Source organism: Streptomyces sp. NPDC086549 (assembly GCF_044746205.1).
In the GTDB taxonomy this organism is placed as follows: domain Bacteria; phylum Actinomycetota; class Actinomycetes; order Streptomycetales; family Streptomycetaceae; genus Streptomyces.
In genome coordinates, this window is sequence record NZ_JBIVBS010000006.1 from 465,520 (window position 1) to 479,704 (window position 14,185).

The window sequence follows — 14,185 nt, forward strand, 5'->3', positions numbered from 1 at the left end:
ATTTCACTCACAGTCAGCAGCCGTGTCCCGTACAGCCCTTGCGAGACGCGGGCTCTCGACGTATGCGCTGTGCACCAGTACCGTCACAAACCCCCCGCGCGGCGTCTATCCACTTGGCGCGCCATCCGCATCATGGACGACCATGGGGTGCGGAAAGCATGAAGGACCGCTGTGAGAGGAGGCGTCCATGGGATCGGTACGCAAGGCGAGTGCCTGGCTTGGCCTCGTCGACGACAACGATGACGAGCGTTACTACGACGACGACTACTCCGAAGGGACCGAGCAGCCCGGGGATGCCTGGGTCACCGACCCGCGGGTCAGGGTGGCCTCGGACGTCGCCGAGGAGAAGGGCCGCCGTATCGGCACGGTCACCCCGGACAGCTTCCGGGACGCGCGTGCCATCGGCGAGCTGTTCCGGGACGGGGTCCCGGTCATCATGAACCTCACGGCGATGGAGCCCGCCGACGCCAAGCGCGTGGTCGACTTCGCGGCCGGACTGACCTTCGGCCTGCGCGGCACGATCGAGCGGGTCGCCACCCGGGTCTTCCTGCTGACGCCGGCGAACACGGAGATCGTCAGCAGCGAGTCGTCGGTCCACCGCTCGGACGGCTTCTTCAACCAGAGCTGAGGCAGGGCCGCTCACCGGCCCTGCCTCGGCCCTGGGGGGGTCGGGTCAGCGGAAGGCGTCGAGTCCGGTGAGCGCCTTGCCCAGCACCAGCTGGTGCATCTCGACGGTGCCCTCGTAGGTGAGCACCGATTCAAGGTTGGTCGCGTGCCGCATGACGGGGTATTCGAGCGAGATCCCGTTGGCGCCGAGGATTGTCCGTGCCGTACGGCAGATCTCGATGGCCTCTCGTACGTTGTTGAGCTTGCCGAAGCTGACCTGCTCGGGACGCAGGCGGCCGGCGTCCATGCGCCGCCCCAGGTGATGGGCGAGCAGAATCCCCTTGTGCAGTTCGACCGCCATGTCGGCGAGTTTGGCCTGGGTGAGCTGGAAGCCCCCGATGGGCCGCCCGAACTGCTCCCGCGTCTTCGCGTATTCGACGGCGGTCTCCAGGCAGCTGCGGGCCGCGCCCATGGCTCCCCAGACGATGCCGTAACGGGCGTGCGAGAGACAGCTGAGCGGACCGCGCAGCCCCACGACCTCGGGGAGTACGGCGTCGGCGGGCAGCCGTACGTCGTCGAGGACGAGCTCGCTGGTGACGCTGGCGCGCAGGGACCACTTGTGCTTGATCTCGGGCGCGGAGAATCCGGGGGCGTCGGTGGGCACGACGAAGCCGCGGATGCCGTCGTCGGTCTGCGCCCAGACGACGGCGACGCCCGCCACCGATCCGTTGGTGATCCACATCTTCCGCCCGTTGAGCACCCAGTCACCGCCGTCGCGCTTGGCGTGGGTGCGCATGGAGGCGGGGTCGGAGCCGTGGTCGGGCTCGGTGAGCCCGAAGCAGCCGATGACGTCGCCGGCTGCCATGCGAGGCAGCCACTGCTGCTTCTGCTCTTCACTCCCGAACCGGTGAATGGCGTACATGGCGAGGGACCCCTGTACGGAGACGAGGGACCGGATACCCGAGTCGGCGGCCTCCAGTTCCAGGCAGGCGAGGCCGTACTGCACGGCGGAGGCGCCGGCGCAGCCGTACCCGCTGAGGGACATGCCCAGGGCCCCGATCCCACCGAGTTCCCTGGCCAGCTCCCTGATGCCGGGCAGCTCGCCCTGCTCGTACCAGTCGGCGACGTACGGCAGGACGCGGTCCGCGGCCCAGTTCCGCACGGTGTCGCGGATGGCCAGGTCCTCCGGGTCCAGCAGATCGTCGATCCCGAGGGGATCGGCGGGGTCGAACGGGGGCAACTTCGAGGACGCGGACATGAGACACCCTCCGGCACGAGACAAAAACTAGCACCGCTAGTTACGACGCAGCCCAGACGTTACGACGCAGGACCACACACGTCCACCCCACTCTCCCACCCACCCGGCCGTACGGGTCCTTCAAGAGGCGGCCGTTTCCACCACCGGTCCACGGACCGGCAGTCGCCGACGGCGAACAACCCCCACGGGAAAGGCCAGCCTTTCAGCCGACCGTCACGGGTGGTGCGCAGGCAGGAGAGCACAGCCCACGCACGGACAGCCTCCGACGACGAGCAACCCCACGGAGAACCCCGCAAAGAAGCGGAGCGATCACGCCGAGACGCGCGACCTCGCCGGCTCCCGAGGCGCCGGCACCTCCACCGCCGCCTCCTCGCACTGCATGACCCGCGGCAACCGCAACGCCATCACCGCCCCGAGCAGCAACAGCCCCGCGCTCACCAGCAACGTGACATGCAGACCGTGCACGAAGGAGTCCCGCGCCGCCCGGCGCAGGGCCACACCGGCCGGCCCCCCGAGCCGCTCGGCAACGTCGTACGCCTCGCCCAGCGAATGCCCCGCCGAAGCCGAGGCCGACGCCGGAACACCCGGCACGGACGCGAGTCCGGGCGTGTACGCCGCGTTCATCACGCTTCCGAGGAGCGCGATGCCGATCCCCGCCCCCAGCTGGTACGACGTCTCGCCGATCGCCGCCGCCCCACCGGCCTGCTCCGACGGCGCCTCGCTCAGCATCGACTCGTACGCCCCGAAGAGGGTCGTCTCCAGCCCGAAGCCGAGCAGGACGAACCCGGCCAGCAGCAGCCCCGCGTTGTCGTCCCCGCCCATGGCCGTCAGCGTCAGCACCGCCGCGGCGGTCAGCAGAAATCCGAAGCACACCATCCGGCGCGGACCGAACCGGCGCAGTATTCGCGCGCCCGCCAGTCCCGACGCCATCGCCGCGATCGTCAACGGCAGCAGCCGAAGCCCCGTCGCCAGCGGCGACAGCCCGAGCACCAGCTGCAGGTACTGCGCCGCGATCAGCTCAAGACCCACGAGCGCCAGCATCGCCAGCACGATGCACCCCACCGACGTACTGAACGCCGGCCGCGCGAACATCCGCAGATCCACCAGCGGAAACGGACGCCGTCGCTGACGGCGGACGAACAGTGCCAGCAGCAGCGCGCCCAGCACCAGCGGCACCAGCGTGAACACGCTCCCCGCCGGCTCCCCGCCGCCGAGCCGCTTCACGCCCAGCACCACACCGAACAGCCCGGCCGCCGCCATCAGCGCACCGACCACGTCCCAGGGGCCGTCCCGCTCTCCCGTCGACTCGGGCAGCAGAAGACGGCCCACCGGCAGGCTGACCAGCATCAGCGGGATGTTGACGAGGAAAACCGAGCCCCACCAGAAGTGCTCCAGCAGGAAGCCGCCGAGCAGCGGACCGACCGCAGCACCGACCGCGGCGACCGCGCTCCAGATGCCGATCGCCAGCGCCCGCTCCCGCCGGTCGGGGAAGACCTGACGCAGGATCGACAGCGTGGCCGGCATGATCATCGCACCGCCGACGCCGAGCAACGCGCGGGCCAGGATCAGCACCTGGGCACTCGGCGCGAGGGCCGCCACCGCGGACGCGACACCGAACAGGGCGTAACCGAGAAGAAGGATCCGTCTGCGGCCCACCCGGTCGCCGAGCGTGCCGAAGAGGATCAGCAGCGAGGCGCAGACGAGCGGATAGACGTCGACGATCCACAGGAGCTCCATGGCTCCGGGCCTGAGGTCCTCCGTGACGGCGGGCACCGCCACGTGCAGCACGGTCGCGTCGAGGGCGACCAGGAGCAGGCTGACGCAGAGGACGACGAGGACGACCCAGCGGTTGGCACCCGCGCCGGCCGCCCGACGGCGCAGCCGAACGGCGGCCGTGGTCGTCCCGGACATGTACGTACCTCCCAGATGAACCCTCGCGTGGGGCGGACCGGCGGGGTGGGGACTCCCCGTCGTACGGCCGGAGAGGAGCGGTGTCTCCGGCCCGCGCATACCAACGCGAGTGACACGTCAATGTACGCGAGTCCGTTCCACCGGAGCGTGGCGGACCTCTCACACTCCACACAGAAATCATGTGGCGTACGCCACTGCCTCTCCCCTTGACCACGCCCCGGGGAAGCCGCCCGGTTCCGGCACCGGTCGATAATCGAGCCCGTGACCGATCTTGAAACGCGCGGGGCACCCCGTGGCGGGCTCCTGCGCCGGACGGCCCCGGCTCTGCTCGGGTACGCGGCCGTGCGCGCCCTGGGCCTGGTCCTGCTCGCGGTGTGGAGCGCGGCGCGCGGCAAGAGCGCGTACACGCTGCTGACCGCCCGCTGGGACGCGCTGTGGTACGCGCGGGTCGCGGAGCTCGGCTATGGCTACGAGGTGCGCCTGCCGAACGGCGACGTCCACTCCAATCTCGCCTTCTTTCCGCTGCTGCCCTGGCTGGAGCGGCTGCTGCACGCGCTCACACCGTTGTCGTACGCCGACGCCGGTTTCGCCGTCGGCCTGGTCGCCTCGCTCGCGGCGGCCTGGGGGATCTTCGCGGTCGCGGACCATGTGTACGGGTCCCGGGCCGGAGTGTGCGCGGTGCTGCTGTGGGCGGTGCTGCCGGTCGGGATCGTGCAGTCGATGGCGTACAGCGAGTCGCTGTTCACGGCGCTCGCCGCCTGGTCCCTGTACGCCGTGCTGACCGGCCGCTGGCCGACCGCGGGCGTGCTGGCCGCGCTGGCCGGGCTGACCCGGCCGGTGGGGCTCGCCGTGGTGGCCGCGATCTGGGCGGCGGGCATTGCCTCGTTCGTGCGAGATCGGCGCGCGGCCGCGGCGCACGGCGCACAAAATGAAGAACACGCCCCCGATGCCGCGAGTGCCGCCCGCGCCCCGCGCATTCCGAGAGCGGACGGCGCACCGGATTCGACACGCGCCCCATCCGTCGCTCCCGGCGCACCCCCCTGGCGTCGCGCCCTCGGCATGCTCCTCGCCCCCCTCGGCGCCGCCGCCTACGTCCTGTGGGTCGGCCACCGCACCGGAAAGGGCCCCCTCGGCTATCTCGATGTACAGGCGGGCTGGCGCAACGGATTCGACGGCGGATACGCCTTCGCCCGCTTCATCGCCGACAAGTTCACGTCATTTCCGTCGGCCCTCGCCGGACTGGGGCTGATCGCCGGGGTCTGTCTGGTGGTGTGGCTGTACGTGACCGGCGTACGGCAGCGCCAGCCGCTTCCGCTGCTGGTGTACACGGGTGTCGTCACCGCGCTCGCCCTCGGCGCGTCCAGCTACTTCGGCTCGAAGCCGCGCCTCCTGCTGCCCGCCTTCCCCCTGCTCCTGCCGCTCGCACTGGCCCTGGCCCGGCTGCGCACCTCCAGAACGGTGCTGGTCACCACCGGTGTCGCGGTGGCCTCGGCGGTCTATGGCGCGTTCTGGCTCAACGGCTCCGGTCCGCCATGATCATCCGAACACACCCGGTGAGCAGTCGGAGAAGTCCACCCCATGATTCGGTGAACGAATTCATAAGCGCCATATAACCGCCGCCCGGCATGATCAAAGGAATTGAAGGAGACTACTGCCGGAGATTGCGGATTCCTCGGAAATAAGACACCGCCTGAGAGGTTTCCCACATCACATCGTCATCACAAAGCCGGTGATTCGACCGGGCTGAGAGCTCACTCGCTGTAACGTCGATTGGGTGCGTACCGAACGAAACCTCACCCGTCTGGACCGGGTGTTCGCCAGGCTGGACCGTGAGCCGGAACGACCGGCCCACATCGATGTGCCGAAGATGAGCCGGCACCGGGTCGTTCTGTTCTCCGCGACCCTGGCTTTCTACATGGCGATCGTGTGGGCCGTGGTGACCAGTTCCTGGCTGGTCCGGCTCGACTGGCAGGTCATGTTCTTCCGGCCGTACCAGCAGTGGTCGGCGATCCACTGGTTCGTCGACTACTACGTGGTGCTCGGCCAGCGCGGCCCCACGGCGGTGATGGTCGCGGCCTGGCTGGGCTGGCGCTCCTGGCGGCAGCACACGCTGCGGCCGATGCTGACGCTCGGTGCCTCACTGCTGATGCTCAACATCACCGTCGGTGCCGCCAAGCTCGGCATGGGGCGGCTCGGTCCGCACTACGCCATCACCATCGGCTCGAACGAGATGGGCCTCGGCGGCGATATATTCCCCAGCGGCCACACCGCCAACGCGGTGGTGACCTGGGGAATCCTGGCGTATCTGGCCTCCACCCCGAGGGCGCGCCGCTGGCTGTCCGCCGCGTCGGCGGTGACCTCGCTCGGCGTCGGGCTGGCCACCGTCTACCTCGGTACGCACTGGTTGAGCGACGTGCTGCTGGGCTGGGCCGCGGGGCTGCTGATCATGCTGGCGCTGCCCTGGGTCGAGCCGCTGATCGCCAGGGCCGAGATCGCGATCTTCGACCTGCGCGACCGCTGGCGCGAAGGCCGCGGCCGTACGGCGCCCGTACCCGTCCCGGTCACCCCGGTGGTGCTCAAGCCGCGCACCGCACCCGCCGAGGAGGAGGCAGCACCGGAGCGCGAGCCGGTCGCGTCGGGCCGCTCGCCCCGGGCACCGATGCACCTGGCGCCGGGCCCGCACACGGCCCGCTCCGAGCGCACGCCGGTCACTCCGGCGGGCAGCCGCCGCCCGCCGCACTCGGACCGTGTTCCGCGCGGTACCGCCCCGGCGGCCCGCCCCCTGCCGGGCGGCTGACCTCCCCCACTGCTGAACGCGTGGGAGGTGCCCCCATGCAGGACAGCGGGGTCCGGTACGCACGACCGACTCCCGCCGCACGAAGGCCCCGGTCTCCTGATCCCAGGAGACCGGGGCCTTCGCCGTCCTCGCCGTCCTCCGCTCAGCCCTTCCAGGCGCGCGCCACCGTGCCGTCCCGCACCTCGAAGTTCAGCCGGCCCACCCGGTACTCCATCGTGATGATCGCGCCCGGCGGCAGCGACCGCACCGCCGACCACCCCCGCTCGCGCGCGAGCCGCTCGGCGCGCGGCGCGTCGAGGCCGACGTACCCTTCCGGACTGTCCTGGGGCTCCGCTGGCGGAGTGGGAATCGGTGCCATACCGTCACGCTAGGCCCTGTCCGACGGCCATGGAAGACGGAAGCCGGAAGCCGCGCACACGGCACGCGGAAGGCTCACATCCCCCTCCGGTCACACTTCTGTCACAGGATCACGACACGCGTTTCGGTTCGGCTCTGTCACACGAACGAGCGGTCGTGTACGCCTTCCCGGCGCATTCGAGCGTAATTCCCGCGTGTCGGGACAGCCCTTCGAATAGCCCGACGGAAAGGGCCCGAAGTGCCGCTCGCGGACGGTCCCGGGACACCATTTCATTCGGAATGCACCGGGTGCCGCGAGTACTGACACCGCATAAGAATTTCACCGCTTCGGCACAGAACCCCCGTACGTCCAGGGCCCACGCACAGGGCGACATGTCCTCACGCCGGTCGCTCCAGAGCGCGCGACAACCGGTCCCGGGCCGTTCTGATCGCCTCGCTGAGCTCCGCGGGCTCCAGCACCTCGAACTCGAAGCCCATCATCATCACGTGAATGACCATCACGTCTAGATCCGCGGCGCCGGCGCGCAGGACGCAGGCGTCGGCGCCGTCGGCCTCCAGGGTCCCGGCCGAGGGCGAGATCCGCTCGGCGGCCCGAGCCAGGGGCACCAGGAGCCGGACGGCGGCCTGTGCGGCGTACGCGCGCGTGGAGACACCCCGGGAGACGTACGCGGCGAGGTCCTCGGCCGGCGGCTCACGCGGGGTGAAGCGCGGGCCGTGCGGCGGCCTGGGCGTGATGCGGTCGGCGCGGAACGTACGCCAGTCCTCGCGGTCGAGGTCCCAGGCGACCAGGTACCAGCGGCGCTCGGTGCACACCAGGCGGTGCGGTTCGACGTTGCGGCGGCTCGGCGTGCCGTCGTAACCGCGGTACTCGAAGCGCAGGCGTTCCGCGTCCCTGCACAGGTGGGCGAGCTCCGTCAGTACGGCCGGGTCGGCGGCGGAGGACTCCGGTCCGCGCAGCATCGGCACGGTGAACGCGTTGAGGGCTCCCACGCGGCGGCGCAGCTTGCCGGGCAGCACCTGTTCCAGCTTCGCCAGGGCCCGTACGGAGCTCTCGCCGATGCCCTCGATGCCCTGTCCGGCGGCCGTGCGCAGGCCCACGGCGACGGCGACCGCCTCGTCGTCGTCCAGCAGCAGCGGCGGCAACTCGGCTCCTGCCCCGAGCTGGTAGCCGCCGCCGGTGCCGGGGCTGGCGTTGACCGGGTAGCCGAGCTCGCGCAGCCGGTCCACGTCCCGGCGCACCGTGCGCGGGGTGACCCCGAGCCGTTCGGCGAGCTCCGGGCCGGACCATTCGCGGTGGGCCTGGAGGAGCGAGAGCAGGCGCAGCAGTCGTGCCGAGGTCTCCAACATGGGGGCGAGTCTGCCAGCCGACGCGGACAGCGACGGTCCGCATCAGGGCGGGTGGGGCAGCTGCGGGAGTCGTAGCAGGTGCTGTCCATGTCGCCCTGGGACACCCAGCCCCTGCCGTCCTCCCGGCGGGCCACCGACAGACACGTCCGGCGCGTCCTCGGCGGCTCGGGCAGGTGCTCGATACGAACTGCGTCGCGGTGCGGTCGTGTTGGGTGGGGAGGCGGGTGAGCGCGCAGGGCGCCCCGGAGGCCGGGGCTTCGGACGGCGGCGCCCCACCCGGTCGGTGGACCAGGTGGGGCGCCGTGCCCGGAACAGGGGGAGCGGCTCAGAGCGAGAGGCGCTGCCCGGGCACGATCAGGTCGGGATCACCGCCGATGACGGCCTTGTTGGCGGCGTAGATCCGCTGCCAGGTGGTCCCGTGCCGGGCGGCGATGCCGCTCAGCGTGTCGCCCTCGCGGACGGTGTAGTCGCCGCCGGAAGAGGCCCGGGACGAGCCGCGGTTGGTGTGGCTCGCCGGCCGTTCCACCGTCTTCGACGGCTTCGCGGGCTCCGCCTTCTCGGTCTTCGCAGACTTCGCGGTCTTCACGGTCTCCGTGTTCCGCGTGCCGGAGGAGGCCGCCGCGGGTGCGGCGCCGTACGCTCCGGCCCGGGCCGAACAGACCGGCCAGGCGCCCCAGCCCTGGGCGTGCTGGACCTTGGTGGCGACGGCGATCTGCTGTTCCCTGGAGGCCTGGTCGGCGGTCGGCGCGTAGGCCGTGCCGCCGTACGCGCGCCAGGTGCCGGCGGAGAACTGGAGTCCGCCGAAGTAGCCGTTGCCGGTGTTGATGTGCCAGTTGCCGCCGCTCTCGCACTGGGCGATGCGGTTCCACACTCCGTTGTCGGCCGCGTCGGCGTTGCCGCTCGTCGCCAGCAGGCCCAGCGGGGCGAGCAGCGCCGCCCCGGCGAGGATCGCCGTCGTACGCGCCTTGCGGGTGGTATCGGCACACTCGGACATGTAATTCCCTCTCCACGGACCCGGGCTCCCCCAAGGCGGAGCGCGCTCCCCGCGTATGGCCGCGGTTCGTCGCGCTCGCCCCGTCCGCCTGAGCCGGTGCTGCGATCGTGCTTGCCTGGTGCGCGGCCGGCGGACGTACCCGAGCGGTGCTCGTTGCACACGGCGAAGGAATGTACGGAGCGTGGCGAGCCGACATCAACCAACTCCTTGTCATTCGAGGCCAGTTCGCCGTTACCTCGGGTATCGGCGATTTTAGGCCACCCACTTCATTCGCTGATTTCAGGATTTGTCGACCAGCCCCTTCGCCGACCTGTGACTCACTTCACCGGACCAAATACCTTCACCTACCAATGAGTTGACCTGGAGTGAGCGATTCCGCACCGTGTGTGACCCTGCGCGGTGGATGGTTCGATTCCGTTCCCCTCGGGGCGTGACTCCCGCCACAGATCGCCGTTGTCTCCTTCATGAGCCCGGAACCCTCCGGGGCTCATGGACCGGGAGCCACCCGGCCCTTCACACACCGCATCCCGAGGGAGCCACCCGTGCCGCGCATGCTCGACGTCAGTGACGCCGTCCGCGCCGAGATCGGCGACGAAGAAGCCGACCGGCTGCTCGCCGGAGAGAACGCCCCGGGCAGTTACGACTGCACGTCCTGCCGCACCCCGGGCGACTCCGAGCAGGAGCGCACCAGCACCGTACTGTTCATCGGGGACGAGACCGCCGTCCTCGCCTTCGCCCACGCCACCTGCCTGCCCTCGCAGGTCGTCCAGGTCACCGAGGAGCAGCTGCAGGGCGCGGTCCGCTCCATCAGCGGCGACAGCGCCGCGGGCGGCGAGGCGCACAACACCGTGCCCGAGCAGGCCGTGCTCGGCGTCACCAGCGGACTCGTCCTGATCGCCGGGGAGCTGCATCCGGCGCTCGTCGTGGAGCCGACCACGCCGATCGTGCGGCCCGGCACGTCGGGCATCGGCGACGACTTCCTGCCGCTGCTCATCGAGCAGGGGTACATGCCCGTGACCGAGCTCAGCGCGGTGCCTCCGGTGCTCCACGGATGGTCGGTACTGCTGGCCGTGGGCCAGCTGCACGCGGTGCTCCAGCCCGGCACCAACGGCGGGCAGCCGGTCGCCTGGTGGCAGGCGCACCAGCCGTTGCAGGTCACGGACAGCTGGCGGGCCGCGGCGAACAAGCATCAGCAGGTGCTGCTGTTCGCGGCTCCGGTGGGCTCCATCGGGCGTCAGCCCCGCGAGGACCTGCTGCGGGGCGCGCTGGACAAGGCGGCGGCCAACGGAAAGCTGGTCGCGGCGGCCCTGCCGCTCGCGGGCATCTGAGAACGGGGCGGCCCCGCGCCCCTGAAGGGGCGCTCCACGACCGCATCCCTTCCACTGCCCGGTCGTTTGGACATACGTGCACGCATACGACGTTCCTCCCCGCCGTCCGTCCTTCTCCTCGATCCCGGCAGCGCGGGCGGGACAGGAGACTCCGGGTGGGTCATCGGCCACGCCCATCTACGACACGCTCTACGCGGAGTGGGTCAGGAGTTTCCGGACGCTGCCGGGCGATCGCAGCGGCGAGGAGGAACTGGAGTTCACCGCCTTCGGGATCGCCCCGCACAGCACAGGCCCGCATGGCACGGGGGCGTACGGGACGGTGTCGCACGGCTCCAGCTCGTACAGCGCGTACAGCGCGGGTGCGTACAGCGCCCGCCACGGCACCGGGCAGCAGCAGGCACAGTGGCAGCGGGTCGGAATGATCGGGCGGCAGGACACCGGGATGCACCACGTTCCCGCGGCACTGCCACCGGGCCCCCGCCGGGGCCAGTGACATACGCGAAGGGCGGCCCTTGACCAAGGGCCGCCCTTCCGCTCGTGCTCACTTCTTCTTCGTACCGCGCTTCTCGCGCACCCGCACGGAGATGTGGATCGGCGTCCCCTCGAAGCCGAACTCCTCCCGCAGCCGGCGCTCGATGAAGCGGCGGTAGCCCGCCTCGATGAAGCCGGAGGCGAAGAGGACGAACCGCGGCGGCTTGGTGCCGGCCTGGGTGCCGAACAGGATGCGCGGCTGCTTGCCGCCCCGGACCGGGTGCGGGTGGGCCGAGACCAGCTCGCCGAGGAAGGCGTTGAGGCGGCCGGTCGGCACGCGTGTCTCCCAGCCCGCCAGGGCGGTCTCGATCGCCGGGACCAGCTTCTCCATGTGGCGGCCGGTACGCGCGGAGACATTGACCCGCGGCGCCCAGACGACCTGGCCGAGCTCGGTCTCGATCTCGCGCTCCAGGTAGTAGCGGCGCTCCTCGTCGAGGTTGTCCCACTTGTTGTACGCGATGACCACCGCGCGGCCCGCCTCGACGGCCATGGTGATGATCCGCTGGTCCTGCACCGAGATGTTCTCGGAGGCGTCGATGAGGATGACGGCGACCTCGGCCTTCTCGACGGCGGCCGCGGTGCGCAGCGAGGCGTAGTAGTCGGCGCCCTGCTGGAGGTGGACGCGCTTACGGATGCCGGCCGTGTCGACGAACTTCCAGGTCACGCCACCGAGTTCGATGAGCTCGTCGACCGGGTCACGGGTGGTGCCCGCGAGTTCGTTGACGACGACCCGCTCCTCGCCCGCCACCTTGTTCAGCAGCGAGGACTTGCCGACGTTCGGGCGGCCGATCAGCGCGATACGGCGCGGGCCGCCGACGGCGGTGCCGAAGGTCTGCTCGGGGGCGTCCGGCAGCACCTCCAGGACGGCGTCCAGCATGTCGCCCGTGCCGCGGCCGTGCAGCGCCGAGACCGGGTGCGGCTCACCGAGGCCGAGGGACCACAGGTACGTGGCATCCGCTTCGCCGCTCTGGCCGTCGACCTTGTTGGCGGCCAGTACCACGGGCTTGCCGGCCTTGCGCAGCAGGCGGACGACCGCCTCGTCGGTGTCGGTCGCGCCGACCTTGGCGTCCACGACGAAGACGACCGCGTCGGCCGCGTCGATCGCGTACTCGGCCTGTGCGGCGACGGAGGCGTCGATGCCGAGGACGTCCTGCTCCCAGCCACCGGTGTCGACGACCTTGAAGCGGCGGCCCGCCCACTCGGCCTCGTAGGTCACGCGGTCGCGGGTGACGCCCGGCTTGTCCTCGACGACCGCCTCGCGGCGGCCGATGATCCGGTTCACGAGAGTCGACTTGCCGACATTCGGGCGGCCGACGACGGCGAGCACGGGCAGCGGGCCGTGGCCCGCCGCCTCGATGGCGCCCTCGACGTCCTCGATGTCGAAGCCCTCTTCCGCGGCGAGCTCCATGAACTCCGCGTACTCGGCGTCGCCAAGCGCTCCGTGGTCGTGCTCTTCGAGCGAGCCCTCGGAGTGAATGTCGTCGTTCATGAAGTCCGTACCTCGTAGTTCATCGTGGTGATCGGTGGAACATCCGGTTTCTCCGGACTGATCCACTACTCAGTGTCGCCTAGCGCCCGGTCAGGCGCCTGGCGTTTTCCAGGTGCGCGGTGAGCTGCTTCTGGATGCGCTCGGTCGCCTCGTCCAGCGCCTTGCGCGTACGTCGTCCGCTGCCGTCGCCCGCGTCGAAGGGGTCGCCGAAGACGACGTCGACGCGGGAGCGCAGCGGAGGCAGTCCCTTTATCAACCGTCCCCGCCGCTCGGAACTTCCCAGCACGGCCACGGGCACGATCAGGGCGCCGCCGCGGACCGCGAAGTACGCGAGGCCCGCGCGCAGCGAGGCGAAGTCGCCCTCGCCACGGGTGCCCTCGGGGAAGATACCGAGCGCTCCCCCGGCCTCCAGCACACCCAGCGCCCGCGAGATCGCCGTGCGGTCGGTGCTCTCGCGGTCCACCTTCAGCTGGCCGATGCCGGTCAGGAACGGGTCGAGCGGGCCGACGAACGCCTCCTTCTTGATCAGGAAGTGCGTCGGCCGGGGCGCGACGCCCATGACCATCGGACCGTCGATGTTGTGGGAGTGGTTGACGGCGAAGATCACCGGGCCGGTCGCGGGCACCTTCCATGCGCCGAGCACGCGCGGCTTCCACAGCCCGTACATCAGCCCGACGCCGATGCGCCGCCCGACCTCGGCTCTCCTCGCCGACGGAACCTCGGTCACTTTCCGGCCCGCTTCTCCTCGACGAGGGTGACGACGCACTCGATGACCTGCGGCAGCGTGAGATCGGTGGTGTCCACCTCGACCGCGTCGTCCGCCTTGGCGAGCGGCGAGGTCTTACGGCTGGAGTCGGCCGCGTCACGCCTGATCAGCGCCTCGCGGGTCGCGTTGACGTCCGCGCCCTTGAGCTCGCCGCTGCGGCGGGCGGCGCGGGCCTCCGGGGAGGCGGTCAGGAAGATCTTCAGGTCGGCGTCCGGCAGCACGGTCGTGCCGATGTCACGGCCCTCGACCACTATGCCGACCTCGGCGGAGGCGGCCAGCGTGCGCTGCAGCTCGGTGATCCGGGCGCGTACCTCGGGCACCGCGCTGACCGCGCTGACCTTGGAGGTGACGTCCTGGGTGCGGATCGGGCCGGCCACGTCGGTGTCGTCGACCGTGATCGTGGGGTTGGCCGGGTCGGTGCCCGAGACGATCTCCGGCTTGTCGGCCACGGCGGCGATCGCGGAGGGGTCCTCCAGGTCGATCCCGTTGTGCACCATCCACCAGGTGATCGCCCGGTACTGGGCTCCGGTGTCCAGGTAGCTCAGGCCGAGCTTCGAGGCCACGGCCTTCGACGTGCTCGACTTGCCCGTGCCGGAGGGGCCGTCGATCGCGACGATCACGGGCTGGGCGGTCCGGGCGGCGCCGTTTTCCACAGCGGGACACCTTCCTGGTGCGGAGTGGTGGGTGTGCGGGACGCGAGGGCGCCCTGCACAAGGTTACTGGGTGCGGGTGACCCGGATGGACGGACCAGGTCGCGCCCCCAGGCACCGGGCCGCACCGACCAGCCCGTCCGGGGGTCCC

General features: G+C 70.8%; 13 protein-coding genes. 5 read left to right on the forward strand and 8 right to left on the reverse strand.

Annotated features, from left to right (window positions below; genetic code table 11):
* Positions 1-187: 187 nt before the first annotated feature.
* On the forward strand, positions 188-628 hold the full coding sequence (locus ACIPSA_RS22360; protein WP_402637649.1) for a cell division protein SepF: 441 nt from the start codon (positions 188-190) through the stop codon (positions 626-628).
* 45 nt (positions 629-673) lie between these two features.
* Here the strand turns inward: ACIPSA_RS22360 and ACIPSA_RS22365 are convergent, their stop codons facing one another.
* Both ACIPSA_RS22365 and ACIPSA_RS22370 read right to left on the reverse strand, forming a co-directional pair.
* Positions 674-1,864: an acyl-CoA dehydrogenase family protein gene (locus tag ACIPSA_RS22365; protein WP_402637650.1), complete on the reverse strand. Its 1,191-nt coding sequence runs from the start codon at positions 1,862-1,864 to the stop codon at positions 674-676.
* A 309-nt stretch (positions 1,865-2,173) separates the two neighbouring features.
* A complete protein-coding gene (locus ACIPSA_RS22370; protein WP_402637651.1) occupies positions 2,174-3,775 on the reverse strand; it encodes an MFS transporter in 1,602 nt (533 codons plus the stop codon).
* 261 nt (positions 3,776-4,036) lie between these two features.
* Here ACIPSA_RS22370 and ACIPSA_RS22375 point away from each other — a divergent pair, with 261 nt between their 5' ends.
* Positions 4,037-5,311 (forward strand): mannosyltransferase family protein, encoded by a 1,275-nt coding sequence (locus ACIPSA_RS22375; RefSeq protein ID WP_402637653.1) that lies wholly within the window; start codon positions 4,037-4,039, stop codon positions 5,309-5,311.
* 238 nt (positions 5,312-5,549) lie between these two features.
* Positions 5,550-6,572: a phosphatase PAP2 family protein gene (locus tag ACIPSA_RS22380; protein WP_402637654.1), complete on the forward strand. Its 1,023-nt coding sequence runs from the start codon at positions 5,550-5,552 to the stop codon at positions 6,570-6,572.
* Positions 6,573-6,714: 142 nt separating this feature from the next.
* Here the strand turns inward: ACIPSA_RS22380 and ACIPSA_RS22385 are convergent, their stop codons facing one another.
* The 3 genes from ACIPSA_RS22385 to ACIPSA_RS22395 all read right to left on the reverse strand — a co-directional run bounded on the left by ACIPSA_RS22385 (position 6,715) and on the right by ACIPSA_RS22395 (position 9,270).
* Complete coding sequence (locus tag ACIPSA_RS22385) at positions 6,715-6,930, reverse strand: I78 family peptidase inhibitor (RefSeq protein WP_402637655.1); 216 nt, start codon at positions 6,928-6,930, stop codon at positions 6,715-6,717.
* Between the two features lie 377 nt (positions 6,931-7,307).
* Complete coding sequence (locus tag ACIPSA_RS22390; protein ID WP_402637657.1) at positions 7,308-8,276, reverse strand: helix-turn-helix transcriptional regulator; 969 nt, start codon at positions 8,274-8,276, stop codon at positions 7,308-7,310.
* A 325-nt stretch (positions 8,277-8,601) separates the two neighbouring features.
* Positions 8,602-9,270, reverse strand: coding sequence for a transglycosylase family protein (locus tag ACIPSA_RS22395; RefSeq protein ID WP_402637659.1), 669 nt, complete (start codon positions 9,268-9,270; stop codon positions 8,602-8,604).
* 542 nt (positions 9,271-9,812) lie between these two features.
* On the opposite strand from ACIPSA_RS22395, the gene ACIPSA_RS22400 reads away from it, so the two are divergent.
* The gene (locus ACIPSA_RS22400; RefSeq protein WP_402637661.1) at positions 9,813-10,598 is read left to right on the forward strand and encodes a hypothetical protein; all 786 of its coding nucleotides are present in this window, start codon (positions 9,813-9,815) and stop codon (positions 10,596-10,598) included.
* Between the two features lie 76 nt (positions 10,599-10,674).
* Entirely contained in the window at positions 10,675-11,091 is a 417-nt protein-coding gene (locus ACIPSA_RS22405) for a hypothetical protein (protein ID WP_402637662.1), read from the forward strand.
* Positions 11,092-11,139: 48 nt separating this feature from the next.
* On the opposite strand, the gene der is transcribed toward ACIPSA_RS22405, so the two are convergent.
* The 3 genes from der to cmk form a co-directional block, all read right to left on the reverse strand.
* Complete coding sequence (gene der, locus ACIPSA_RS22410) at positions 11,140-12,618, reverse strand: ribosome biogenesis GTPase Der (RefSeq protein WP_402637663.1); 1,479 nt, start codon at positions 12,616-12,618, stop codon at positions 11,140-11,142.
* 79 nt (positions 12,619-12,697) lie between these two features.
* Entirely contained in the window at positions 12,698-13,345 is a 648-nt protein-coding gene (locus ACIPSA_RS22415; RefSeq protein ID WP_402637665.1) for a lysophospholipid acyltransferase family protein, read from the reverse strand.
* Entirely contained in the window at positions 13,342-14,037 is a 696-nt protein-coding gene (gene cmk / locus ACIPSA_RS22420; RefSeq protein ID WP_402637667.1) for a (d)CMP kinase, read from the reverse strand. Before cmk ends, ACIPSA_RS22415 begins: the two co-directional genes overlap by 4 nt.
* Positions 14,038-14,185 lie beyond the last annotated feature (148 nt).